This is a genomic window from Parashewanella tropica (genome assembly GCF_004358445.1).
Taxonomy (GTDB): Bacteria; Pseudomonadota; Gammaproteobacteria; order Enterobacterales; family Shewanellaceae; genus Parashewanella; species Parashewanella tropica.
Genome location: NZ_CP037951.1, coordinates 2349748 through 2374458, shown reverse-complemented (window position 1 = coordinate 2374458; position 24711 = coordinate 2349748). Strand labels below are relative to the sequence as shown.

Annotated in this window: 24 protein-coding genes; 19 read left to right on the top strand and 5 right to left on the bottom strand. The window is 39.8% G+C overall.

The genetic code is table 11. From position 1 onward, the window contains the following. Positions 1 to 8 precede the first annotated feature (8 nt). The 4 genes from mmsB to E2H97_RS10435 all read left to right on the top strand — a co-directional run bounded on the left by mmsB (position 9) and on the right by E2H97_RS10435 (position 3215). Complete coding sequence (gene mmsB / locus E2H97_RS10445) at positions 9 to 905, top strand: 3-hydroxyisobutyrate dehydrogenase (protein WP_133408620.1); 897 nt, start codon at positions 9 to 11, stop codon at positions 903 to 905. Between the two features lie 205 nt (positions 906 to 1110). Continuing rightward, positions 1111 to 1866, top strand: a complete 756-nt coding sequence (locus E2H97_RS10440; RefSeq protein WP_133407082.1) for an SDR family oxidoreductase — start codon at positions 1111 to 1113, stop codon at positions 1864 to 1866. A gap of 67 nt (positions 1867 to 1933) precedes the next feature. Next, positions 1934 to 2158, top strand: a complete 225-nt coding sequence (locus E2H97_RS18810) for a hypothetical protein (protein WP_170308288.1) — start codon at positions 1934 to 1936, stop codon at positions 2156 to 2158. Positions 2159 to 2240: 82 nt separating this feature from the next. Continuing rightward, entirely contained in the window at positions 2241 to 3215 is a 975-nt protein-coding gene (locus E2H97_RS10435; RefSeq protein ID WP_133407081.1) for a hypothetical protein, read from the top strand. Here the strand turns inward: E2H97_RS10435 and E2H97_RS10430 are convergent, their stop codons facing one another. Beyond that, positions 3216 to 3437: a DUF1289 domain-containing protein gene (locus E2H97_RS10430; protein WP_133407080.1), complete on the bottom strand. Its 222-nt coding sequence runs from the start codon at positions 3435 to 3437 to the stop codon at positions 3216 to 3218. A gap of 53 nt (positions 3438 to 3490) precedes the next feature. Between E2H97_RS10430 and E2H97_RS10425 the strand changes: the two genes are divergently transcribed. The 11 genes from E2H97_RS10425 (at position 3491) to E2H97_RS10375 (ending at position 14808) form a co-directional block, all read left to right on the top strand. Next, complete coding sequence (locus tag E2H97_RS10425; protein ID WP_133407079.1) at positions 3491 to 4711, top strand: methyltransferase; 1221 nt, start codon at positions 3491 to 3493, stop codon at positions 4709 to 4711. A gap of 110 nt (positions 4712 to 4821) precedes the next feature. After that, positions 4822 to 5871, top strand: coding sequence for a 3-oxoacyl-ACP synthase III (locus E2H97_RS10420; protein ID WP_133407078.1), 1050 nt, complete (start codon positions 4822 to 4824; stop codon positions 5869 to 5871). A gap of 156 nt (positions 5872 to 6027) precedes the next feature. After that, the gene (locus E2H97_RS10415) at positions 6028 to 6936 is read left to right on the top strand and encodes an alpha/beta fold hydrolase (RefSeq protein WP_133407077.1); all 909 of its coding nucleotides are present in this window, start codon (positions 6028 to 6030) and stop codon (positions 6934 to 6936) included. A gap of 2 nt (positions 6937 to 6938) precedes the next feature. After that, positions 6939 to 8606, top strand: a complete 1668-nt coding sequence (gene oleC, locus E2H97_RS10410; RefSeq protein WP_133407076.1) for an olefin beta-lactone synthetase — start codon at positions 6939 to 6941, stop codon at positions 8604 to 8606. Positions 8607 to 8804: 198 nt separating this feature from the next. After that, entirely contained in the window at positions 8805 to 9845 is a 1041-nt protein-coding gene (gene oleD, locus E2H97_RS10405) for a 2-alkyl-3-oxoalkanoate reductase (RefSeq protein WP_246028991.1), read from the top strand. A gap of 35 nt (positions 9846 to 9880) precedes the next feature. Then, positions 9881 to 10399, top strand: a complete 519-nt coding sequence (locus E2H97_RS10400) for a GNAT family N-acetyltransferase (RefSeq protein WP_133407074.1) — start codon at positions 9881 to 9883, stop codon at positions 10397 to 10399. Positions 10400 to 10423: 24 nt separating this feature from the next. After that, complete coding sequence (locus E2H97_RS10395; RefSeq protein ID WP_133407073.1) at positions 10424 to 11107, top strand: MOSC domain-containing protein; 684 nt, start codon at positions 10424 to 10426, stop codon at positions 11105 to 11107. A gap of 89 nt (positions 11108 to 11196) precedes the next feature. Then, positions 11197 to 11556, top strand: coding sequence for a hypothetical protein (locus E2H97_RS10390; protein ID WP_133407072.1), 360 nt, complete (start codon positions 11197 to 11199; stop codon positions 11554 to 11556). Between the two features lie 166 nt (positions 11557 to 11722). After that, positions 11723 to 12994, top strand: coding sequence for an O-acetylhomoserine aminocarboxypropyltransferase/cysteine synthase family protein (locus E2H97_RS10385; protein WP_133407071.1), 1272 nt, complete (start codon positions 11723 to 11725; stop codon positions 12992 to 12994). Positions 12995 to 13113: 119 nt separating this feature from the next. Beyond that, complete coding sequence (locus tag E2H97_RS10380; RefSeq protein ID WP_133407070.1) at positions 13114 to 13599, top strand: SRPBCC family protein; 486 nt, start codon at positions 13114 to 13116, stop codon at positions 13597 to 13599. Positions 13600 to 13908: 309 nt separating this feature from the next. Continuing rightward, positions 13909 to 14808 (top strand): hypothetical protein, encoded by a 900-nt coding sequence (locus E2H97_RS10375; RefSeq protein ID WP_170308287.1) that lies wholly within the window; start codon positions 13909 to 13911, stop codon positions 14806 to 14808. A 40-nt stretch (positions 14809 to 14848) separates the two neighbouring features. On the opposite strand, the gene panP is transcribed toward E2H97_RS10375, so the two are convergent. Continuing rightward, positions 14849 to 16498, bottom strand: a complete 1650-nt coding sequence (panP, locus tag E2H97_RS10370; RefSeq protein ID WP_133407068.1) for a pyridoxal-dependent aspartate 1-decarboxylase PanP — start codon at positions 16496 to 16498, stop codon at positions 14849 to 14851. A gap of 266 nt (positions 16499 to 16764) precedes the next feature. Here panP and E2H97_RS10365 point away from each other — a divergent pair, with 266 nt between their 5' ends. Next, positions 16765 to 17466, top strand: a complete 702-nt coding sequence (locus tag E2H97_RS10365; protein ID WP_133407067.1) for a DUF445 domain-containing protein — start codon at positions 16765 to 16767, stop codon at positions 17464 to 17466. On the opposite strand, the gene E2H97_RS10360 is transcribed toward E2H97_RS10365, so the two are convergent. Then, entirely contained in the window at positions 17463 to 18842 is a 1380-nt protein-coding gene (locus tag E2H97_RS10360) for a hypothetical protein (RefSeq protein WP_133407066.1), read from the bottom strand. The genes E2H97_RS10365 and E2H97_RS10360 overlap by 4 nt on opposite strands. A gap of 303 nt (positions 18843 to 19145) precedes the next feature. Between E2H97_RS10360 and E2H97_RS10355 the strand changes: the two genes are divergently transcribed. Beyond that, a complete protein-coding gene (locus E2H97_RS10355) occupies positions 19146 to 20081 on the top strand; it encodes a ribokinase (protein WP_133407065.1) in 936 nt (311 codons plus the stop codon). A 42-nt stretch (positions 20082 to 20123) separates the two neighbouring features. Beyond that, positions 20124 to 22271 carry a catalase/peroxidase HPI gene (gene katG, locus E2H97_RS10350; protein WP_133407064.1) on the top strand — a complete coding sequence of 716 codons (2148 nt, stop codon included), beginning with the start codon at positions 20124 to 20126 and terminating at the stop codon, positions 22269 to 22271. A 135-nt stretch (positions 22272 to 22406) separates the two neighbouring features. On the opposite strand, the gene msrA is transcribed toward katG, so the two are convergent. Then, positions 22407 to 22886 carry a peptide-methionine (S)-S-oxide reductase MsrA gene (gene msrA / locus E2H97_RS10345; protein WP_133407063.1) on the bottom strand — a complete coding sequence of 160 codons (480 nt, stop codon included), beginning with the start codon at positions 22884 to 22886 and terminating at the stop codon, positions 22407 to 22409. A 207-nt stretch (positions 22887 to 23093) separates the two neighbouring features. Between msrA and astE the strand changes: the two genes are divergently transcribed. Next, positions 23094 to 24128, top strand: coding sequence for a succinylglutamate desuccinylase (astE, locus tag E2H97_RS10340; RefSeq protein WP_133407062.1), 1035 nt, complete (start codon positions 23094 to 23096; stop codon positions 24126 to 24128). A gap of 126 nt (positions 24129 to 24254) precedes the next feature. Here astE and E2H97_RS10335 read toward each other — a convergent pair whose 3' ends face one another. Next, positions 24255 to 24551, bottom strand: a complete 297-nt coding sequence (locus E2H97_RS10335) for a hypothetical protein (RefSeq protein ID WP_133407061.1) — start codon at positions 24549 to 24551, stop codon at positions 24255 to 24257. Between the last annotated feature and the right edge of the window lie 160 nt (positions 24552 to 24711).

Here is a 24711-nt window from a genome sequence, read left to right as displayed (position 1 = left end):
GAATCATGATTAAAACCATTGCGTTTATCGGTCTTGGTAATATGGGTGGCCCAATGGCGGCAAACCTTTTAAAGGCTGGATTTAGTGTTAACGTATTCGATCTTGTACCAGAAGCCATTGCTCAGTTGGTTGAACAAGGTGCAATCGCGTTTGATTCTGCGACAGATGCAGCCAAAAGTGTTGATGCGGTAGTGACCATGCTACCTGCAGGCAAACACGTAAAAAGTCTGTATTTAGGCAGTGTTGATCAATATGGTCTATTGGATGTTGTTAATTCAGACACCATTTTAATTGACAGCTCAACCATTGATGCTGAAAGTGCCAAGTTAGTGGCTAATCAAGCGGCGGCCAAAGGCATTGAATTTATTGATGCTCCAGTATCAGGTGGTACTGCTGGTGCCGCGGCTGGCACATTGACGTTTATCTGTGGTGCATCAGATGCCGCGTTTGAAAAAGCCAAACCAGTATTAGACGCAATGGGTGCCAATATCTTCCTCGCAGGCAGTGCTGGAGCAGGGCAAGTCGCTAAGATTTGTAATAACATGCTGTTGTCGGTACTTATGGTTGGCACATCAGAAGCTTTACAGTTAGGTAAAGATCACGGCTTAGACGCTAAAGTGCTTTCTGAAATTATGAAAGTAAGTAGTGGTGGTAACTGGACGCTAGAAAAGTATAATCCTTGCCCTGATGTGATGGAGAGCGTTCCATCATCTAATGACTACCAAGGTGGCTTTATGGTGGACTTGATGGTTAAAGACCTTGGGTTGTCTCAAGAAGCGGCTTTGCTTACAAATTCAAGCACACCTATGGGAGCATTGGCACGAAGCTTATACGTCAATCATGCTCGCCAAGGTAATGGTCGTCGTGACTTTTCGAGCATATTTGAACAGTTTTCTAAAAAATAATTTGATATGTGAATTGTAGTTAGCACAAGTATGAAAATGGCCAAGGAGCAATAGTGTAAACGCCAACAGAAGCGCACGTCCATGTGCTGACGACCGTGACATCCTGTCACGGACGGTTGTCTTATCACACTATTGCTCCTTTCTGTATTGAGTGTGTTTCTATGATTCATGTATTCAGCAACAGATAAAAAGTAAGGATCATCTAATGGATGTAAAAGGTAAGGTTGTCGTCATTACTGGCGGTGCAGGTGGTTTAGGTTTCGCAATGGCGCAATCGTTTGCTAAAGCTGGGGCGAAACTCGCTCTTATCGATGTTGACCAAGAAAAATTAGAAAAAGCTTGTGCACTGTTAGGTGATACTGAAGTGCAAGGCTATGCCCTTGATATTACCGATGAAGAAGATGTCGTAGCAGGTTTTCAATATATTCTAGAAGACTTAGGTCAAGTAAATGTGTTGATCAATAATGCCGGTATTTTACGTGACGGCATGCTACTGAAAGCTAAAGATGGTGAAGTGACTTCACGTATGGCTTTAGATCAGTTCCAGTCAGTGATTAATGTAAACCTAACGGGTTCATTCTTGTGTGGTCGTGAAGCAGCTGCTGCCATGATCACTTCTAAACAGCAAGGTGTGATCATTAATATTTCTAGCTTGGCGAAGGCGGGGAATATCGGTCAAACTAACTATGCAGCGTCTAAGGCTGGTGTTGTGGCTATGTCAGTAGGTTGGGCAAAAGAACTTGCGCGTCATGGGATTCGAAGTGCTGCGATTGCTCCGGGTGTTATCGAAACTGAAATGACAGCTGTAATGAAGCCAGAAGCCCTTGAGCGCCTAGAAAAGATGGTTCCAGTAGGGCGTCTTGGTCAGGCTGAAGAAATCGCATCAACGGCAAAATTTATTTGCGAAAACGACTATGTAAACGGTCGAGTATTTGAAATTGACGGCGGTATTCGTTTGTAATATCAAACAATTCATGTAAAGTTAGCCGAGATAAATTTCTCGGCTTTTTTATTTAATAACTATCAAGATGCAACGACTTGAATGGATAGTGCAAAAAGCACTACTTATCATAGGAATAATTGGCACCATTGTTATGTATGGTGGTTGCAGTTATTTGTTGTGGAAGGGAGCACCAATTAACTTCGAAGTGTTTTTCTTACTGCCTTGTCCGCTTGTTTGTATCTATTTTGGTCTAGGTAAACCATTCAGGCCGAAACCAACGAAGTCTTCTCAGTCCTCAATGAAAGCCTAATTAATCTTCATTTAGATTTATTGAATACCGTATTGTTTTATTTATGATCTTTCTTATGTCGATTGGTTATAGGTTGTAGATAGTGGCTGCAGGTCAAGTTGGCTCCAATTTAAAATTAGCTCTATCAAAATGGGCTGATGATTTTTTAAGAAACCCCACGACAATGACTCATATAGAGGTCAATAGACATAAATTCAGAATGAAATTTACCCATGAGTGTAAATTGATGGATATTTCGCTGGAAGGTTTTCATATTGGAGAAGCCGAAATTAAGCAGATTGATGCTGAAAAAAAATACATCAAAGAAAATGTTGAAAACTATATAGTTAAAGCTCGAAAGAAGCAGCATCAATTTACTGTTGAATCTCAACAATTGCAATTGAATTGGCTATCTCAAAAGTCGGATGTCCAAGTAAAGCGAAGTATTTCAGCCCCAGAACCCATTGCTTCTCCCAGAACCGCTAACACTGAAACTCTGACAGAAATTGCAACAACGTTATTTAGATCAGATTTTAAAGAGTGGGGAGAAATGGTAAAAGCAAAAGTTCGAACTCAATCAGAGCCTATATTACCGGATTGGCTAAGTGATACTTCCTCTCCAATGAATATTCCCAAACAATCAGATACTGAAGTTCAAAGCGACGTAGTAGAGTGCCCGCCTAATGACTCAATAAGATTGGAAGCCAGAAAAAAGCTGCATGATGTTCAAGAACAGTTTTCAGGTGTTGATACTCTAGAGTTAAGCCCACTCATGATCGAAGAAGCTGACGATAAAACGCTTACAGAAGAAGATGAGGAGTCTTTTATTACGGGTAGTGTTGAACATGCTAGGCAAACTCCACCCAGTTATCTGGTTCAGTATCAAAATGCGACAGACGATAAGTCAGGCCAATTAGCGGGAGTAATACCTGCTAAGACAAAAGCTAAAGAAGGGGAAGACGCTTTAAAAGAAGAAGGCGATGAACAGAAACCAGATTCTGTCCAAGCTAAACCAGAAGACGTTACTGGTACAGATATTGATATTGATGAGGAAGAGCTGCTAGATGGTGTCTTTTGATTAAAGTGTTTCCTTTGCTTTTAGCCATTTTTCACGTGAAAGAATTTGAGTATTTTCTTGTCCGATAAATTCTTGTTTCCTGCGAGCGACATTCGTTAAAATGTCGCTCTTTTTTATATCATCAAACTGTCCCCAGTTAACGATTTCCGTTATGTGGCGATAACAACCCATACATACGTCATCGTCATTTAAACCGCAGCGGGCAACACAAGGTGATTGCATGTTCTAGTTCCTTTTTGAAAGGAATACTAATTGATTAGCAGTAGGAAGTTAAGTTGTTCGAACAATATTTTCAAAAGCTCTGTAGATTATTGATTCAGTCAAAACCACTTTGGCAAGTGGCGAGCTTTGAGCATGAATCATTACCATGGGAACATGATTTTCCAACCTTAGCAGAAGCTGTTTGGAGTTTGACTGAGGATGAAATTGAACATCTTGATGCAGACCATGATCTTTTGATTGAATCCGTATTACCTTCACTGAATAAGGATATCGAAAATCAGCAACAAAGTTGGGATTATGAATTGCTTTGTTTTCCTTCCACCAAAGTCGTTAACGAAAATCATCACCATGATTACCCAAGTCGCTTATCTTCTGGAGTAAAAGGGAGAAAGTGGCAGCAAATAACTCGCTTTAGTGATGCTGCCATTAGTGAAAGTGATCAATCTCAACATTCGTTTTTAGAATGGTGTTCAGGCAAAGGTCATTTAGGTCGATTGCTGGCTTTTAGAACTCAATCAAAAGTAACGAGTTTGGAATGGCAAGCAGAGTTGAGTCGGCAAGGGCAAGTTCTGAGTGATAAGTTCAAGCTTAAACATCAGCACATTTGCGGTGATGCTTTTACAGACGGTGCAGAACTATTAAAAACAAATCAACATGCGATAGCGCTTCACGCTTGTGGAGATTTACATGTAGAACTTATAAAACAAGCCTCAAAAGTGGGAACCGAAGCTATAAGCATTGCGCCATGTTGTTACCATTTGATACGAACGGATAAGTATCAGCCCTTATCTGAGCAGGGAAAAGCTAGCGGCTTAGAGCTATCAAAAGCGGATTTACGTTTGCCACTTCAACAAAGTGTTATCGCTAATGAAGTCAAGAATAAGCAAAGGCTCAAAGAAATGGCGTGGCGTTTAGGGTTTGATAGTTTGCAACGTGCAGTTCGACAACAAAATAGTTATTTGCCAGTGCCAAGCATAAAGCAAAGTCAGCTTGCAGGTTCATTTAAAGCGTTTTGTATATGGGCAGCTGAACAAAAGCAGGTTACTCTGCCAGATAGTATTGACTTCAACAGCTTTGAAAAACAAGGCGTACAAAGACAAAAGCTCACTCGAAGAATTGATTTAGTCGCTCATATTTTCAGACAAGCCATTGAGTCATGGTTACTACTTGATCGTTGTTTGCTCCTAGAGCAACAGGGTTATAGAGTAGAACTTGTAGACTTTTGTCCATCGCATATCACTCCAAGAAACAAATTAATCCGAGCAAATCGCTAGGATATCGCTAGGATTTTGTTCAATAAAGGCAAAAAGCATGAGTTTATATTGCAACTGAGCGTAAATCTTGATGAAATGTTGCGCTAGTTTTAATTGAACAAAATAATTGCATGAAATACTCCCGGGTTTTTATTAATAGCCTGGCTTACGAATTGGCTCCAGTTGTTGTTTCGAGTAACGAATTGGAATCTCGGTTAGCCCCTTTATATCAAAAATTTCGTATCCCAATCGGTCAGTTAACTGCATTAACGGGTATTGCTGAGCGTCGCTGGTGGCCGAAAAATCATCGTTTGTCGGATGGTGCAATTTCGGCTGCTCACAAGGCTATTGATGAAACTGGAATCAATGTGAATGATCTCGGTGCCGTTGTTTACACTGGTGTATGTCGTGATCAACACGAACCTGCAACGGCTTGCCGTATTGCTGCCAATATTGGTGTATCTCAAGATACGGCCGTTTACGATATCAGTAACGCATGTTTAGGTGTGTTATCTGGCATTTTAGATATCGCTAACCGTATAGAGCTTGGACAAATTAAAGCTGGAATGGTGGTGTCGTGCGAGTCAGCACGGGATATTGTTGATTCAACCATCGACCAAATGCTGAATGAGCCAACCATGCAAAATTTTGCTCAATCTTTAGCGACCTTAACGGGTGGTTCAGGAGCAATTGCAGTTATTTTAACTGATGGTAGCTTACCTTTAAAAAATGAACGTCAGCACCAGTTATTGGGGGCTTCTCATTTATCTGCACCAGAGCATCACCAACTGTGTCAGTGGGGATTACAGGAGAAAGGACAGCATTTGTATCGTGAGTTTATGAAAACCGATGCAGTGGCATTACTTAAAGAGGGCGTTGAGCTTGCAAAACACACTTGGGAACATTTCTTAACACAGCGTGATTGGTTGGTTGAGCAAGTGGATAAAGTAATTTGCCACCAAGTAGGGGCATCTAACCGTAAGCAAGTATTAAGTGCGCTTAATATACCCTCTGAAAAAGAGTTTCCGACGTATCAAAAACTTGGCAACATGGGCACTGTTTCATTGCCTGTTTCTGCGGCATTAGCTCATGAGCAAGGCTTTTTGAAAAAAGGCGACCAAGTTAGCTTCTTAGGCATTGGTAGCGGCTTAAACTGTATGATGCTTGGATTAAAGTGGTAGGGTATTTGTGCGCCCATGAGCAATAGTGTGAACGCCAACAGAAGCGTACGTCCATGTACTGACGACCGTGACTTCCTGTCACGGACGGTCGGCTTATCACACTATTACTCAAGTTGAATTCATATATACAAATTCGTATGTCAAATAGGACATTCAATGTTAGAACAATTACTGCCATTTAAAGGGCAATATTTTGAACGTAATGGCTTAAAACAGCATTATTTGAACCAAGGTGAAGGTGAGCCTGTGGTTATGGTGCATGGTAATCCAAGCTGGTGTTATTACTATCGCAACCTTGTTTCTGAGCTACAGAAAACACATCAATGTATCGTACCCGATCATATTGGCTGTGGTTTATCTGATAAGCCAAACGATACCGATTACGACTACACCTTAAGTCAGCGTATTGATGATCTTGAGGCGCTACTAGATCACTTGGACGTTAAAAAAGATATAACCTTAGTGGTACACGATTGGGGCGGAATGATAGGTATGGGCTATGCGGCTCGTTACCCTGATCGTATTAAACGCATTGTGTTATTGAATACAGCGGCGTTTCACTTACCGAAAAGCAAAATGTTTCCAATCCCATTATGGATTTGTCGAAATACTCTATTAGGTACATTACTGGTTCGTGGCTTTAATGCATTTTCGAGCATTGCATCTTATGTTGGCGTGAAGCGTAAGCCGATGCCAAAAGCTGTACGAGAAGCTTATGTGGCTCCGTTTAATAACTGGAATAATCGTATTTCGACGTTGAGATTCGTTCAAGACATTCCACTTTCACCTTCGGATCGCAATTACGATTTGGTTTCAGAGATTTCATCTAGCTTAAGTCATTTCTCTCATTTACCAATAATGGTGTGCTGGGGACATAAAGATTTTGTTTTCGATAAACACTTTTTAAAACAATGGAAGCAACATTTTCCAAGTGCTGTTTATCATGAATTCCACGATTGTGGACACTATATTCTTGAAGATGCCAGCGAAGAAGTCATAGGCCATATTGCACAATTCATGAAAACCACTGAGCCATCGGCTGCCAGTGAATCGGAAGCGGCTTAAGCATGAACTTATGCCGACACCTTAAACTGGCTGCTGTTGAGCAGCCTGAGGCTTTAGCAGTCGCGGTGCAGCAACACCGTAAAGGCGAATATCACTACCAAGAACTTAATTTTTCACAGCTTCATCAAAAAAGCGATCACATTGCTAATGCCTTAACCGAGTTTGGTATTACTCGAGGTATGAAAGCGGTGTTGATGGTAACACCAAGCTTAGAATTTTTTCAGCTTACCTTTGCTTTGTTTAAAGCCGGAGTTATTCCGGTAATCGTTGACCCAGGAATGGGACTAAAAAACCTTAAGCAATGCTTTGCAGAAGCTGAGCCAGATGCATTTATTGGCATCGAAAAAGCGCATGTCGCTCGTAAACTCTTAGGTTGGGCGAAGCGAACAGTTAAGCACTCTATTAATGTTGATATCCCAATCGCCAACCCGAAGCTATCAGGGGTGAAATCACTACTGACTTCAAGCACAAACTTATCCAGTTTGTTGGCTAAAAGCCGAGCTGATCGTACTTTTGAAATGGCAGAGTTAGATGCCGATGAAATGTGCGCGATTTTGTTTACCAGTGGTAGTACAGGCATTCCAAAAGGCGTTGTCTACAGTCATAAAATGTTTGAAGCGCAAATTCAGGCATTAAAAAACGATTATGGCATTGAATATGGTGAAAGAGATTTAGCGACTTTCCCACTATTTTCACTATTCGGACCAGCATTAGGAATGGCATCTATTGTCCCAGATATGGATGCCAGCAAGCCAATCACCGCAGAGCCCAAACATTTATTCAAAGCGGTTGAAGATTATCAATGCAGCAATATGTTTGTTAATCCTGCGCTGGTGAACAAGTTAGGTGCAGCGGGTGAGAGCCTTAATCAAAAATTGCCATCGGTTAGGCGAGTGATTTCAGCGGGAGCGCCAGTCACAATCGAAGCAATTCAGCGTTTTAGCAAAATGCTAAATGATGGTATTCCTGTACTTAATTCCTATGGTGCAACTGAGTCATTACCCATCTCAATGTTAGCCAGCGATGAATTATTTGAAACGCAAGAGCTAACCAATAATGGAGCAGGTATTTGTGTTGGTCGTCCAATTTCAGGTATGCAGATCAAAATTATTGATATTACTGAGCAAGACATTAATGGATTAGCTCAAGCTGATGAGCTTGGTGTTGATCAAGTCGGTGAAATCATAGTTACTGCGGATGTTGTGAGCCAAAGCTATTATCAAAGGCAAGCGGCTACTCAAGCTTCAAAAATTCAGGATGGCGAAAAGATTTGGCATCGAATGGGAGATTTAGGCTATCTAGATGTTGATGGAAAGCTTTGGATGTGTGGTCGTAAAGCTCATCGAGTTGATGCTGAAAATAAACGTTATTATTCCATTCCGTGTGAGCGAATTTTTAATACTCACCCGAGTGTGAAACTCTCAGCATTGGTAGGTGTGAGGCTCGCAGGAAAAGTCACTCCTTTGGTTTGTTTAGAGCTCAATGAAGAACAGGGCTGTCATAACAGTAAAGTCATTTATGCAGAATTGACTCAATTAGCAGAGCAACATTCACAGACTCAAGGGATTATGGACTTTTTGTCACATCCTGAGTTTCCTGTAGATGTAAGACATAATGCTAAGATTTTCCGAGAGAAGCTAGCTATATGGGCGCAGAAGAAAGTTGGTTGATCATAAACAAGCAACCAATTTAAATATGTGTCATTTATGGAGCAATATTGAGCACGACAACTGAAGCGCACATCCGTTTACTGACGGCCGTGACGTCCTGTCACGGACGGTTGTCTTAGCGCAATATTGCTCTTTTCCAAATTCCCTGATATTTCTGATGTTCCAGCTTAACCTTTGGAAAAAATGAAAAGGCAAAGAATGATAAAACTTCATGAATTAGAGCTGCAAGCGCTTGAAAAATTAGCATCAAAGGTGAGTCATGTTTTTGTTACTGGTGCAGGTGGTTTTTTAGGCTTTGCAATATGCCAACGGTTGGTTACTGCTGGTATAAAGGTCACAGGATTTGCCCGAGGAAACTATCCAAAACTAGAACAGCTTGGTGTCACAATGATTCAAGGTGATTTAGCTGAGCCAAAAGCGGTTACTAAAGCAATGCAAGGTTGTGACATGGTTTTTCATGTTGCATCTAAAGCTGGTGTTTGGGGCAGTAAAGAAAGTTACTTTAACCCTAATGTGAAAGGCGCTGAAAACGTCATTGAAGCATGCAAAGCTAACGGCATTAAATACCTTGTTTATACCAGCACGCCAAGTGTTACCTTTGATGGTCAAGATGAAAATGGCATAGATGAATCAGCGCCTTACGCTGAGCATTATATGAATTTTTACGGCCTATCTAAGTCGGTCGCCGAGAAAGCAGTTTTAGAAGCCAACAATAGCGATTTAAAAACTGTTGCTATCCGTCCACATCTTATTTGGGGACCTGAAGACCCGCATTTAGTGCCTAGAGTGCTTGAACGTGGTAAAGCAGGGCGCTTAAAGCTAGTTGGTAAACAAGATAAGCTAGTTGACACCATTTACATTGATAATGCCGCTTATAGTCATATTCTAGCTGCTCTAAAATTAACTGATGCAGATTCTAAATGTGCAGGTAAAGCTTATTTTGTGAGTAATGATGAGCCTGTAACCATGGCTAATATGCTGAATCAAATTTTGGGGTGTGCACAATTGCCGCCAGTTACTAAAAGAGTTCCAGTTGGTGTTGCTTATGCTGTAGGGGCAATTTTAGAGTCAGTTTATAAGCTGCTGAATAAGCAAGAAGAACCCTTCATGACTCGCTTTGTCGCAAAACAGCTCTCTTGTTCACATTATTACGACATCGGTGCTGCAAAGCGTGATTTAGGTTATCAGCCGATAGTTACTATTGCTGAAGGTATGGAGCTGCTTAAACGAAGCTTGTAGAAATTCTTTATTGAAATAGCCATTGGGATTCATGGATGTTCTTTATTCGAAATATTATTTTATTTTTACTGACGTTTGTCCCATTAACACTATTGGCAAAAGAAAGTTTTATAGTTTCAGATTCATTTGTTATACCAGTTGAGAAGGCTTTCCCTCAATACATTTTTGTTAAAGTAGATCCCAGCCTTTCAAACAGAGATTATGACGCTTTAATGTCCGCAAGATTCTTTATTCGGAGGAGATTAAATACATCATGGCCTGCGGATAAATTTACAGAAGAAGAAAATAAAGTTTCCTTAGCCAATGACTTAATTGCTTTCAATAACAGAACCAGTTTTACGTATCATATTCTTGATAAAGCAAAGTCCAAAGTAGTAGGCTGTTTTTACATTAGTCCTGCATTCAGCGACAAACATGATGCCTCCGTTTTTGTTTGGGTCAGAAAAGCCCATTTAGAAACTGAATACTTCCAACAAATTAAAAGAGATGTTCGTCGTTGGCTCAAAGATGATTGGCCATTTGAAAAGATTGATTATTCATGGAATAAGACATGATTTCATTACTCAAAATAGAAAACTATGATAGATAAACACTTCTTAAAACGCGTTTTTACGGGCAAAGTAAAAGATAGCTATGGAATTCAAACCGCTATGGAAAAATCTTTCGTCGAGGGAGATATATATCTTTCAGCCGAGGGGCTAGAAGGAGATGAGTGTGCTGACAAACGGCATCATGGAGGTGTTGATCGAGCTTTACACCAATATCCTGCTGAGCATTATGCGTATTGGCGACAGAAGTATGATTTAGGTATGGGTTGGCAGTCAGCCGGTATGGGTGAAAATCTGAGCTCGGAAGGAATGACAGAAGATAGCGTGTGTATTGGTGATCGCTATTGCTGGGGAGAAGCCATTATTGAAGTCAGCCAACCTCGTTCACCTTGTTTCAAGCTCAATCGCCGCTGGGGTATTGAAGATTTCTCTGTTCATATGCAAGAAATCAGTCGTTGTGGTTGGTTATATCGAGTGATCAAACCTGGAATGGTTAGTGTGGATCAGCCATTGGAGTTAGTTCAGCGTGTACCGAATGCAATGACGGTTAAACAAGCTTGTGATTATTACTTTGGAACGCCACTTGAGCGCAGTGGTTTGGAGTTATTGAAACAACAAGAAAGGTTGGCTCAAAGTTGGAAGTCAAAAGTACTACTGCGCTTGGAGACTGGTGAAATTGAGAACTGGAATTTCCGCCTTTTAGGTCATGCTTAAAAAGTGTAATACAAAATGGTTTTATAGGATTCCTTCATGGAACCAAAGCTGTTAACCTCAACTTACAGTTAAAAAAGGTTTAATCTAAAATGAAAGTTATACGTGGTCTCTTTGTACTTGCTATCTCGGTATTTATCTTTGCATGCAATGATGGGAATCATGGTGTAACCAGTGGTTCAGTTAAACACGGTAGTTCAGAAAGCTCTCAAAGTATTACTGGTGTTGTTGTGGGCGAACTTTTACAAGGAAAAGACGGAACGATATGGAAGTTTAAAGCTGATGACGGAAAGATTTATGCATTAGTGGTAAGTATTCCTAACTTAGGTGAAGAAGAAAGCAAAAATATTTCTCTAATTGAGTTAAATAAGCATTTGGTTATTAGTGGAGAGACCTATAAGCTTGGAAATGAAAATAGGCTAATTGCTAGAAAAATAAAGCCTTTCAATTGATAAGCCTGCGTTAGTAACTTTTTATTCCAGTTATAAGATATTTAAAAAGCGTATAAATTTTATCCACCTTTCTTTTAGTTACTTAATGCAATTACATAAGCTTTCTGTAAAGTGTTATTTGTATGATTAGTTGTTGCATTTTAAGTTCATAAGAAAGGGAAATATAATGAAGCTTGAGTCTATTGCGTTACACGAAGGTTACGAGTCGGAGCAAACCACCAAGGCGGCAGCGGTTCCTATCTATCAAACCACCTCTTTTACTTTTGATGATACTCAACACGGTGCAGATCTATTTAACCTAGCCGTACCTGGAAATATCTATTCGCGTATCATGAATCCAACCAATGATGTATTAGAGAAACGTGTTGCTGCAATGGAGGGTGGTTTAGCTGCTTTAGCTGTATCTTCTGGAATGGCGGCAATTACTTATGCAATACAGGCAATTACAGGTGTTGGAGATAATATTGTCAGCACCAGCCAACTCTATGGTGGAACCTATAACTTATTTGCACACACCTTTCCAAGCCAAGGGGTCGAGGTAAAGTTAGTTTCACATGATGATTTTGAAGGTTTTGACGCCGCAATTGATGAAAATACCAAAGCTGTTTTTTGTGAGTCTATAGGCAACCCCGCAGGTAATATTGTTGATATTACGCGCTTAGCCGAAGTCGCTCATAAGCATGGCGTACCTCTTATTGTGGATAACACTGTTGCAACGCCATATTTATGTCGACCATTTGAACATGGCGCTGATATTGTGGTGCATTCATTGACTAAGTATATCGGTGGTCATGGTACTTCAATAGGCGGTATTATTGTTGATTCCGGAAAGTTTGACTGGGTAGGTAATAAAGACAGGTTCCCACAATTAAATGAGCCAGATCCATCTTATCATGGTGTTGTTTACACAGAAGCATTAGCAGAAGCGGCTTATATCGGTCGTTGTCGTGTTGTTCCTCTAAGAAATACAGGCGCATCGCTGTCGCCACAAAATGCGTTTCAGATCTTGCAAGGGCTTGAAACGCTAGGTTTAAGAATGGACAGACACTGTGAAAACGCCGAAAAGCTGGCTGGTTATTTAAAACAACATCTAAAAGTAGAGTGGGTAAATTACGCTGGGCTCTCTGATAGCCCGTATCATGCTAATTGTAATAAAATCACCGGTGGAAAGGCGTCAGGAATAATCAGTTTTGGGATTAAAGGTGGGGCCAAAGCTGGTGCCAAATTTATCGACGCTTTGCAGATGATTTTGCGCTTGGTCAACATTGGTGATGCCAAGTCTTTAGCTTGTCATCCTGCATCAACGACTCACAGACAGTTAAATTCCGAAGAACTGGAAAAAGCAGGTGTTAGTGAAGATTTGGTTCGCATTTCCGTGGGAATTGAGCATATTGAAGATATTATTGCTGATGTTTCACAAGCGTTAGAGCACGCTTAAGTCCGGTACTTAATCGCCAGCAATAAACCAGAGAATGACATATTGCTCATCTCTGGTTTTTTAATTTGAGGTATTCTTCTATTTTGTTGTATAGGAAAGTAAATTCAGGACTGTACAACATGAAAGCTTTACTCATTATTATTGGAATTATCTTAGTTGTGTTTTTAGCTGGATGGTTATGGGGAAGTACTTTACCAGCAACGCATAAAGTGACAGTAAATCAAAAAATAAATGCTCCAATCAACCAAGTATGGGAAGCGATGACTGATTGGAAAAAGCAACCCAGATGGAGAGCTGAACTTAAATCTGTTGATGTAATTTCAGAGACTAAATTTATTGAACTCCCAAGTTATGGTCCAGAAATAATTTTCGATGTTTTAGATTTAAAAAAGCCAAATCGTTTTGAACTTCAAATGTCTGGTTCCATTGAGGGACGGTATATTACCAAACTAAGCTTTGAAAATGGCGTCACCAATGTTACAGCAACTGAAATAGTGATTCAGAAATCTCCCATAAAAAGGGTTATTACATATTTGTTTTTCGATCTGAACGCTTTTGCTCAGGAGTATATGCAGCAGTTAAAAATATATGTCGAAGCTAAATAATAGGTTTTTCATAGTGTGAGCGTATAGCGAACTTTATCTTGATCATTGGTAAAAAATAGCCCTACAGGTTTATCCTTAGCTCCACACCTTGCAAAGGTAATGCTGCTTGGTTTATCAATGATATATGTTAGAACACCTTCTTATTGGAGCTTAATCAATAACAGTATAACTATAGAGTAACGCTCTTTTTATGAGGCTCTAATTATGCGTCTAAGTATATATGTTCTAGTCTTATCTTCTCTTGTGAGTACTATTTCGTTTGCAGCTGAGTCGGCGCAATCACATAAAGCTAGCATTCACATTTTTCAAATGAATAATTTCACAGAAACACGGGTAATCAACTCAGATGATCCAACTTCGTGTGATATTAGAACGAGCGTTTCACTGGAAGATCAAAATGATGTTAATGCATTTCCAGCTACCTTACCTAAAGGGTGTCAAAATGTTGCAATTGATTATGATCTATACCTTGGAGGAGATCTAACAAGTGAGAGTGATATCAGCGATTTATCCCCATTAGGCGCCATTCAATCAGTAAAGGGCAAGTTAATTATTGCGCACACTTCAAACTTAAAAGATTTGACAGGTTTAAAAAAACTAACGAACGTTGGTGACGACTTTGTTATAGCTAAAAACTCAAATCTAACTAGCTTAAGTGGTTTAAACGAATTACACCAAGTTGAGGGTACTCTATCTATTGCAAACAACCCTCAAATAACCAGTCTTATAGGCATGCCAAAACTTACCACAGTCCATAACTTGAGTATTGAAGGAAATGGCCAGCTAAATGATTTAACTTGGTTACCATCGTTTCAATCAATAACAGGTTATCTTGAGGTGAGTAGCAACCTTAGCCTAACAAGTTTGAATGGCTTTTATGTTGCAAGCAAAACAATGGGTTCTTTAGCTATAGTGGATAATCCTAAGTTGACAAATATTGATGCGTTAAGCCGTTTAAGCAATGTAGAAAAAAGCATCAATATTAGTGATAACGATGCGTTAACCTCACTCTCTAGTCTAGAAAATCTTAAGCCTTTGACTGATAGTGACATTCCGAGTAAAGTGCTTACGATTGACTATAACAAGGCAGGTCTTTCGAAGCTTACTGATTGCAAAGGAGTTTGTAATTATCTAACTTGGGTGAATACCCTAAATACTAATAATCTTACTCAGCAATGTGAAAGCACTATTCATACATGCTGGCAATAATTGTTGTTGAGCTCATAACCGGACTGTTCATCAAGGATCTTTATTTTGCAATCAAAGACATAAGCTCAGGATAATATTGCTTATCTAACTGGGCTATTTCAGTTTGTTCTTGCAAAATATCATTTAAGATTGATTCTGTCGTCAAAGGGTTTGCTAATACGGTTCTGAATACGACAGTATGTCTTCGTTGATATTTTTGGGGGCGTATACGAGTTCGGGAAACAAATGATTTACCTTGTTCACGTTGATGTTTCTGGATAAATTGAGTCAGCCCATCTAATAAAGCGTTTATTGTTTCAACTTTCTTTACATCGTTTGAGCTTAATGCATCAGCTAACAATGCTTGTATAGATTCAGGAACATAGCGATACGTTAACAAACATAACTCAGGATGTGTGATTAACTCAAAATCAGGGTGATTTTGGATCTGCTGTGCAAAGTACTTGGCTTTTTCAATACTGTTATTTATTAATATTTCATATCCATTCAAGCCAATAATCTTCAAACAAGCATGAACTAGCATAGCCATACCTGTTCGAGAGCCTTCGAGGGTCTGTCTGCCTAAATCTTTTGAGCCTTTACGTAAAATATATTCGGCATGATGAGTGATGGCTTGGCTGTGTGTTGCTGATTTAAAAATTACCATTCCTGCACCCATAGGCACATACATTTGTTTATGAGCATCTATGGTTACGGAGTCTGCTAATTCAATACCTTGTAATAAATGCCGATATTTATTTGATAAAAGGGTAGCGCCCCCCCAAGCGGCATCCACATGGAAATGGCAATCGATTTCTTTTGCCAGTGTGGCTAATTCGGTAAGTGGATCTATGTTACCTGTTTCAGTTGTACCTGCGATCCCCACAATTGCCATAACTTTGATGTTTTGCTTAGCCAACTCATTGGCTTTTTGTCTCATCAAACTGACATCAACCTTATTATTGCCATCAGTTTCGATGGCAATAATGTTTTCTCTACCAATACCAAGTAAATCGGCAGCTTTTCCCAGAGAGTAATGGCCACGCTCAGAGGTCAAAATAGCTAAGTCTTGATAGCCGTAATGACGTAATCCTGCATTAAGTCCCTGCTGAGCAACACCTTTAAAGTCACCATCGGCTTTTAACAGGATGTTTCTCGCCGTCCATAGGGCTGTGATATTGGCAATGGTACCGCCAGAACAAAATGCGCCAAGCGAATGCTCAGCACTGTGCATTTTATCTTGATAAAAGGTTTCATCTTGTTGGTAAACCAAGTGGTGCATCATACCTAGCACTTGTTTTTCAAGTGGGGTAAAGGCTTTTGAGGTCTCTATTTTTACTAAGTTTTGATTCAAACCTGCCATTAACTTTGTCAGGGGGAGGACAAAGTAAGGTAGAGATGATGTCATGTGACCAATAAACGTAGGTGCGGCTGTGTGAACAGAATGCGCCACTAAGTTTTGCATGATCTCGTCGGTGTATTGAGATACAAAACTGGGAGATTGCGGGATCTGGTGATCTTGAAACCATGTTTCGATTTCATTTAGAGGCAGCTCTTTTGCAACAATGTTATCACCCAAAAAACCTGCCAAATCATCAGTGAGTTTTTGCTCAATGATGCTCAAGGTTGAATTTGGATCTTCAGGAATAGTAAAAATCCGTTTTAAGCTTTCTTCCGAAGCAGTGGCTTGGCGATAATTAGATACTGTCATTCAGTCGCAATTCCAACTTTTTAACTTAGAATAATGGCTTATCAGAAACCTGAAAACAGAATAGTGGTTGAAGCCTAAATTTCAATGGGATTTATCTCAATCTAAGTTAATTTTGATTTATCAAAAGCTCGCCACTTTACTTTATGGAAATTATCCCTTCAAGGAATTTTTATAATGATGAGAAGAAAATGTTAGTGTGTCGGAGTCTTGTTGTAACTAAACGATGCTTGTAAAATTTCGAGATATTTTTTAGTGGAGTATTAATTTTGAATAAAAGCTTAATTACCAATTTAGTGGCGGCCGCTGTTTTTGTTATTGGTTATATGATGCAACAGCCTTATCTTTGGTCTATTGGTGCTTTTGCGCTGTCAGGTGCAATAACCAACTGGCTTGCCATTCATATGCTTTTTGAAAAAGTGCCAGGGCTATATGGTTCGGGTGTGATACCAGCAAGATTTGATGAATTTAAAACAGGTATTAAAACGCTAGTAATGGAGCAGTTTTTTACTCCAGAAAATATCGAGCGTTTTGTTGGCAATCAAACGAATGCGGCGACTCACTCATTATCACCCGTTATTGAAAAAGTAGACTTATCATCTGCATTTGATGCCTTATTAGAAACGGTTGAGAAATCTTCATTTGGTGGCATGTTGTCCATGTTTGGCGGAACTGAAGCATTAGAGCCTTTAAAAGAACCATTTATTGGCAAATTGAAAGATTCTTTAGTTACGGTGACTGAATCCGATGATTTTGCCGAATTAGTGAATAATGAAATGCAAGGGGTAGTACCCACAAACGATATTTCGACTCAGGTTGAATCTATTGTTGATCAACGCTTAGATGAGTTAACGCCACAAATGGTAAAAGATATTATTCAGACTATGATCCGTAAGCATTTAGGTTGGCTAGTCGTTTGGGGCGGTGTCTTTGGTGGACTTATTGGACTTGTTGCGCAGCTGCTCAGTTAGTCATTATCTGAATTGCCTACATTGACTAGTCTTGGTGAAGTAGTAGCTGTTGCTCTGCTTCTTTGCTTAGGTCTTTGTCGTAGATGTTGTCTATGTTGCGGTAAATTCGAACCATCTCCGCGTCGTTGTTTTTGATTCGGTTGACGATTGCTATGTGCACTAAGTCGACGAACACGAGTACGTTTTGGAGTATTTTGTTGAGCTTGAGCTTGAGCTTGAGCTTGAGCTTGTACTTGAGGTTGAACAGTAGGTTTCTGTACTCGAGGTTGAGGCTGAACAGTAGGTTGTTGCACTTGTTGTGCAGGGGGAGTCGCGACAACGGGTGGAGTTGTTATAATTGGTAATGGTCCATTAGGTTGTTTTTGTCTTCCAGTATTTGGCTGTTGCTGACGTCTTAATCGTTCTTGCCTTTGAGTTCTAGCCTGTTGTCGTGGTGGCACTTGTTCTGTCTCAGTATCACTTCCACTTCCACTTCCACTTCCATTAAAGCTGGTTTCGTGTTCAGGAATATTTTCTGCTTCAAACACTAGAGGTTCATGTGGCTCACCTGCAAGCTGTATTTCTTCTGGTGGTCGGTTATCTACAGGTAAATTGGACTCATGTGCAGGTCTTGGGGCAGCTCCTGAAGAGGCTGGATGTGGCTTAATTGTCCATCCATTCTGGGTGGCGAAATCAATGGCATCTTGTTTTTCTAACTTCTTAATCAATCGACGAATATGCTCACGGTAACGATTCATCTTTTCATATTTGGGATCTTTGAATAACCAGCTATATTCCTCAGCTTTGAAGTTTTCTCGCGTTACGGTATTTGGTGTTTTCTCCATCAGGCTAATCAAATCGTGCATTCTTCCTCTAATACGTCTTAGAGAGAGCCCTTCAAGAAGATCTTCTTTAATGGATTGTTCATCATTGTAACGTCGCGTAACAGGTTTAGAATGAGTGAGGGACTCTACGACCGTTGGATCATTTTTTATAAATGCAGTGAGAGGCTTGAGAACTTGATGATGTTTATCCGTTTGATGTATTGCTGCGTAATGTGACAAATCTCTTAAAGCTGTTGTTTCACCCGTTTCTAGATCTTTCGTGTAGGCTCTTTTGAATAATGCTTTAGTAAAGAATTTTGATAAACGGTTTTTTTCGGCGGTGATGCTTATCTCACCGTTTTTTGTATTCACTCTAAATTCGATGCCGTCATGCTGAAAAACATAAGTATCTGCAGCAACTTTATATTGATTTACATAATCTTTACTAAAGTCGACTTTTAAAGATCCGTATTTGAACGTTGCAAGTCTACAGTTGAGTTGAAGTACAAGCATACCCCGAGAGGCCTCAGGAACCTCTATTGGTTTACTATTTGGGATATGTGTACTCGCCATAAATTATCAGCATCCTTTTGCTGTACAAACCTTCTATCTATTAGGTTAATAATGGCGGTATTTATTGAGTTCTTCAAATTAAGCTTCATTAATATTTTATAATAAATTTTAGTAAGTTAAGGTGATTAAAAATAAGGCTTTAGCTCTACAAAATTTGGTTGGTTTCAAGGGGGAGAGGGAGTGAGCTCTCTAAATAAGTCAGTTCTTGGTTTAAAAGCGACTTTTACTTAACTTTTACTGCTCCATTCATCTTAAATTTAGCTATAGTCATTATTATTGATTTTTTATCGAGCAAGCAATGAAATGTCAGATGCATTTTTCCTTGGTTCAATCAATCTAGATATCAGTCTATTTGTCGATACGTTTCCAACTTTAGGTCAAAGCAAGTCTGCTCAAGATACGTTCTTCAGTTGTGGCGGGAAAGGAGCCAATCAGGCTTACGCATGCAGTAAAAATAGTGCAAGTACAACTTTAGTTTCTAAAGTTGGTAATGATGCATTTGCTGATCACCTGAGAGTACTTCTAAAGCAAAGAACTCGGCAGCAAACGTTTTTACTTGAATCTGAGCTGCACACAGCACTTGCTCATATATTTATTCAGCAATCGGATGCTCAAAATCTAATTGTGAGTTCGGCTGGAGCTAATAAGGATATAAGTGTTGAAGAGGTTCAACAATTTGAAGAGAAAATTGCCTCTGCCAATCTTCTAGCGATTCAATTTGAAAATAATCTTGCAGCTGTGGCTAAGGCAATCGAAATAGCTAAGCAAGCTAATGTTTGGGTTTTACTTGATCCCGCGCCTTTTGAGCCTGAAATGGCATCAGTGTTTCAACAAGTGGACGTTTTAACCCCCAATGAATTTGAAGCAAGCCAGATATCAGGTGCAAATGTTCATGATGGAATGTCTGCACACCAAGCAGCCCAAATCATTCAAAAAAAGTACGGAATTTCCAAAGTCATTATAACCTTGGGAAGCACTGGTGTATTCGCTATGGATGAGAATCGGACTTATTTTTCTCCTGCGTATCAATGTGCTGTACGAGATACCACTGGCGCAGGGGATGCCTTTAACGGCGCATTCATTGCTCATTACATAAAGGGTTACAACTTTTTTGAAGCCGTTGAGTTTGCTAATGCTTATGCATCAACGGCTGTTGAGGGTGTTGGTGCCTCATATATGCCTGAACCTCATTTAGCCAAGCGTCGATATCTAGATAGAAAGAACGAATCAAAAAAATAATTTGTAGTTAGTGCAAAATTAAATCCAATAAGGAGCTTTAATATGTCTTCAGGTAAATGTCCTTTCACACATGGAGCAACGACAAAATCTGGTAATTCAAATACGAGTTGGTGGCCAAATAACTTAAATTTAGACATTCTTCACCAGCATGATTCCAAGACCAATCCTCTTGGTGAGAGCTTTGACTATCAAGCTGAAGTGAAAAAGCTGGATTTCAAAAGCTTAAAGCAAGACCTCACTGCTTTAATGACAGATAGCCAAGACTGGTGGCCAGCCGATTGGGGACATTATGGTGGTTTGATGATCCGTATGTCATGGCATGCGGCTGGAACATATCGAATCGCAGATGGGCGTGGTGGAGCAGGTACTGGTAATTTGAGGTTTGCTCCGCTTAATTCTTGGCCTGATAACACGAATTTAGATAAAGCTCGGCGTATACTTTGGCCAATTAAAAAGAAATATGGCAACAAATTAAGTTGGGCTGATTTAATTGCGTATGCAGGAACCATCGCTTATGAATCTATGGGACTTAAAACCTTTGGCTTTGGGTTTGGTCGAGAAGATATTTGGCACCCAGAGAAAGATACTTATTGGGGTTCTGAAAAAGAATGGTTAGCGCCAACAGGGTCTGAAAATAATCGCTATTCAGGGGAACGTGATTTAGAAAATCCATTAGCGGCTGTAATGATGGGGCTGATTTATGTAAATCCGGAAGGTGTGGATGGCAAGCCCGACCCACTTAGAACAGCAAAAGACATGCGTGTCACCTTTGAGCGTATGGCAATGAACGATGAAGAAACCGTAGCGTTAACAGCTGGCGGTCATACAGTTGGTAAATGCCATGGAAATGGAGATGCGTCGTTACTCGGTGAAGAACCTGAAGCCGCAGAACTTGAGAACCAAGGTTTTGGTTGGCTAAAAGATGGTGGTGTAGGTAGTAAAGCGGTGACGAGTGGATTAGAAGGCGCGTGGACAACTCACCCAACACAATGGGATAACGGTTATTTTGAATTATTACTCAACTTAGATTGGGAACTGAAAAAAAGCCCTGCGGGAGCTTGGCAATGGGAGCCAACAAATATCAAGGAAGAAGATAAACCTGTCGATGTCGAAAACTCAAATGTTCGTCATAATCCAGTAATGACTGATGCCGACATGGCATTAAAAATCGACCCTGAATACAAGAAGATTTCTGAACGCTTTTATAATGACCCTGAATATTTCTCAGAAGTCTTTGCACGTGCTTGGTTTAAGCTCACCCACAGAGATATGGGACCTAAAGTTCGTTATATAGGCCCTGATGTCCCGCAACAAGATCTCATTTGGCAAGATCCAATTCCTGCTGGAAATACAAATTACGATGTTGAAGCGGTTAAATCTAAAATCAAAGAAACTGATTTAACGATTAATGAAATGGTCTCTACTGCATGGGATAGTGCGAGAACGTTTCGTCATTCAGATAACCGTGGTGGGGCTAATGGCGCTCGCATTCGTTTATCTCCGCAAAAGGATTGGCAAGGAAACGAGCCAGAGCGCCTTGCGAGGGTATTAAAAGTACTTGAACCTATAGCTGCTGAAAGTGGCGTGAGTGTCGCTGATGTCATTGTTATTGCTGGTAACCTTGGAGTTGAGCAAGCAGCAAAAGCAGCAGGAATTGATATCAAAGTTCCGTTTATGGTTGGTCGTGGCGATGCATCTGATGAAATGACGGATGCAGAATCGTTTGAAGTATTAGAACCACTCCATGATGGTTATCGCAATTGGTTGAAAGCTGATTACCTTGTAAAGCCTGAAGAAATGTTGTTAGACCGTACACAATTAATGGGATTAACCGCTTGTGAAATGACGGTGTTAATAGGTGGTATGCGAGTGATTGGAACTAATCATAATGGTTCTAAGCATGGTGTATTTACCAATAGAGAAGGGGCATTAACTAACGACTTTTTCGTGAATTTGACTGATATGAGTTATCGTTGGATTCCTACAGGAAAGAATTCATATGAAATCAAAGACCGCAAAACGGGTGACGTTAAGTGGACAGCAACTCGTGTTGATCTAGTCTTTGGCTCTAATTCAATACTTCGTGCTTATGCTGAAGTCTATGCTCAAGATGATAACCAACAAAAATTTGTTGAAGATTTTGTTGCAGCTTGGACTAAGGTCATGAATGCCGATAGGTTTGATGTGTGAGGTGGATTAGCTAAGAGTAATAGTGTGATAAAACAACCGTCCGTGACAGGATGTCACGGTCGTGAGCACAGGGATGTGTGCTTCTGTTGGTGTTCACACTATTGCTCTTATTAATAGCATGAAATCAATTTAAGATTAAAAACTAATATGACAACTCGGTAAGTCATTCTTAATAATGTAGTTTTGGTGATAATCTTCAGCGGCAATAAATTCTTGTTTTTCTACAATTTCAGTTACGACGCTACGCTCGCCCCATTTACCACTAGCAATCAACTCTTGCTTCGATTTTTCTGCCAATTCACGTTGCCGCTCATTATGATAAAAAATCACACTACGGTATTGGTGACCTACATCTTCACCTTGTTGATTAAGGGTTGTGGGATTGTGATTACTCCAAAATACAGCTAATAATTCTTCGTAACTCACAACTGACGCATCATATTCAACTTGTACTACTTCGGCATGACCTGTGTCACCAGCCTTTACTTCTTCATAGCGTGTCTTACTAACATCACCGCCCATATAACCACTTGTGGCATTGATAACGCCATCAATTTGTCTAAAGAAATACTCTACGCCCCAAAAGCAGCCAGCGCCAAAAGTTGCTAATGCCATTTTTTCTCACACTCTAACGACTAAAATAAATGTCTAACTATCTAGACGTCTATATTGCTTTTTGTGATTCAGTAAATCAAGCAGTTTTTTTAAAAAGATCTTTCAATCGTTCAATGTTTGATTTGTGGTAGGATCGGTCGCCAAGAAATATAAGAAACCTGAAATCTAATTTTTATTTCAGTTAAAAATAACAACTAGGAGTTGAACGTGCTTCAAACACTTCTGCAGTCTAAAGACTTCCTTTCATTGACCCTTGCAAATCCAGAAACCATTTCAGAATCATTTTCTTTTGAACTTGCTGATCACACAGATGTTCATGTTTGGGACACAGGTGTGATTGTTTTTGAACCAAAGCAAGCAGGTAACAAAGATGTTGTGCTTTCTTGTGCCGTCCATGGTAACGAAACTGCACCAATCGAGATTTGCAACCAGTTAATTAAAGAGCTGCTAGAACAAAGCACTCAAGTAAAGCACCGTACCTTATTTTTAATTGGTAATCCGCCTGCAATTCACAACGAAACTCGCTTTGTGGAAGAAAACATGAACCGCTTATTCAGTGGTAATCATTCAAGCGGTGAAGGCTTAGTAAACCAAGAACGTATTCGAGCTAAGAAGTTAGAAGAATATGTTGATCGTTTTTATACTTCTGTAACTGGTGAACGCCATCGTATACATTACGATCTGCATACAGCGATTCGAGCTTCTAAGCACGAGAAATTTGCCATTTATCCTTTCCGTCATGGTAAGCCTCATAAGGCTGAGCAGATCATGTTTTTAGAAGCCTGTGGCGTAGATACCATTTTATTCCACCATGAGCCGACGACCACTTTTAGCTATTTCTCGTCTAATGGTTATGGCGCTGATGCATTCACTGTTGAACTGGGTAAAGTGCGTCCATTCGGTGAAAACGATATGACCCGTTTTGTTGCCACTCATACCATGCTTACTCGTTTAATTACGGGGGCCGACCTTGAGCTTTCAGAGTTCGATAATGACAAAGTTAATCTTTATCAAGTGTGTCGAGTGATTAATAAAAACCATGATGACTTTGCATTTAACTTTGCCAATGATGTTGAAAACTTTAGATCTTTTCCAAAGGGATATGTGTTAGCCACTGAAGGCGGAGAGGAAGTTAAAATTGAGCATGATGAAGAAGCGATTGTATTCCCCAATGCCAATATTCCAGTAGGGCAGCGTGCAGTAATTATGTTGCTTCCTGTGACTGAACCTGCATTGATATAGTTAACATCGTGGTCTAAATCGAACTTTTTTTACAACGATTATCAAATCTAAAGCGCCCCTCTACTTTCGGGGGCGTTTTCTATAAGTCTTTTAAATGAAAAATGTATGTTTAGGTATGTGTCACAGCTATTTATTTACCTTAAAAGGCACTACTGCTTCTAACGCATCATTCGCGATGAATGTTACTACCTTAGACACTTTCCAAAGGTGTGAATGTTCATTTTCCTTAGGCTTGATAGCATTTAAAAATGTGGCCAATGATGAAAAACCCATTGCAACAGGTACATAAGCAAATACAACAGAAGGTAATTTAACCATATACCACATTGTTTTTATCGTCTGTGTCGTTGCTATGTCATTTTGCATTTCCCTACGCTGATTATACGTAAGTTGGTTATTAGCAGAAATTTGTAAGGTACTCATGGTGGCTTTACCTCAATTAAGCTTTATCAACAGCAAGCAGTTCCGTTTCAAGCATTTAATAGCTATTTTTACCCAACCTTAGATAGAAACAAATTAAAGCTACTGATTCTTTTCTAACTGCTTACCTCTAGTTTAAAGTTCGCTTTTACTAAGATCATGT

Bases quoted from the DNA above. Each gene is read 5' to 3' on its own strand.
- oleD (WP_246028991.1), top strand. From the start codon at position 8,805: ATGATAAAACTTCATGAATTAGAGCTGCAAGCGCTTGAAAAATTAGCA.
- katG (WP_133407064.1), top strand. From the start codon at position 20,124: ATGTCTTCAGGTAAATGTCCTTTCACACATGGAGCAACGACAAAATCT.
- E2H97_RS10355 (WP_133407065.1), top strand. From the start codon at position 19,146: ATGTCAGATGCATTTTTCCTTGGTTCAATCAATCTAGATATCAGTCTA.
- panP (WP_133407068.1), bottom strand. From the start codon at position 16,498: ATGACAGTATCTAATTATCGCCAAGCCACTGCTTCGGAAGAAAGCTTA.
- E2H97_RS10380 (WP_133407070.1), top strand. From the start codon at position 13,114: ATGAAAGCTTTACTCATTATTATTGGAATTATCTTAGTTGTGTTTTTA.
- E2H97_RS10335 (WP_133407061.1), bottom strand. From the start codon at position 24,551: ATGAGTACCTTACAAATTTCTGCTAATAACCAACTTACGTATAATCAG.
- E2H97_RS10420 (WP_133407078.1), top strand. From the start codon at position 4,822: ATGAAATACTCCCGGGTTTTTATTAATAGCCTGGCTTACGAATTGGCT.
- E2H97_RS10395 (WP_133407073.1), top strand. From the start codon at position 10,424: ATGATAGATAAACACTTCTTAAAACGCGTTTTTACGGGCAAAGTAAAA.
- E2H97_RS10415 (WP_133407077.1), top strand. From the start codon at position 6,028: ATGTTAGAACAATTACTGCCATTTAAAGGGCAATATTTTGAACGTAAT.
- E2H97_RS18810 (WP_170308288.1), top strand. From the start codon at position 1,934: ATGCAACGACTTGAATGGATAGTGCAAAAAGCACTACTTATCATAGGA.
- E2H97_RS10400 (WP_133407074.1), top strand. From the start codon at position 9,881: ATGTTCTTTATTCGAAATATTATTTTATTTTTACTGACGTTTGTCCCA.
- msrA (WP_133407063.1), bottom strand. From the start codon at position 22,886: ATGGCATTAGCAACTTTTGGCGCTGGCTGCTTTTGGGGCGTAGAGTAT.
- E2H97_RS10430 (WP_133407080.1), bottom strand. From the start codon at position 3,437: ATGCAATCACCTTGTGTTGCCCGCTGCGGTTTAAATGACGATGACGTA.
- E2H97_RS10390 (WP_133407072.1), top strand. From the start codon at position 11,197: ATGAAAGTTATACGTGGTCTCTTTGTACTTGCTATCTCGGTATTTATC.
- E2H97_RS10385 (WP_133407071.1), top strand. From the start codon at position 11,723: ATGAAGCTTGAGTCTATTGCGTTACACGAAGGTTACGAGTCGGAGCAA.
- E2H97_RS10440 (WP_133407082.1), top strand. From the start codon at position 1,111: ATGGATGTAAAAGGTAAGGTTGTCGTCATTACTGGCGGTGCAGGTGGT.
- oleC (WP_133407076.1), top strand. From the start codon at position 6,939: ATGAACTTATGCCGACACCTTAAACTGGCTGCTGTTGAGCAGCCTGAG.
- E2H97_RS10360 (WP_133407066.1), bottom strand. From the start codon at position 18,842: ATGGCGAGTACACATATCCCAAATAGTAAACCAATAGAGGTTCCTGAG.
- E2H97_RS10375 (WP_170308287.1), top strand. From the start codon at position 13,909: ATGAATAATTTCACAGAAACACGGGTAATCAACTCAGATGATCCAACT.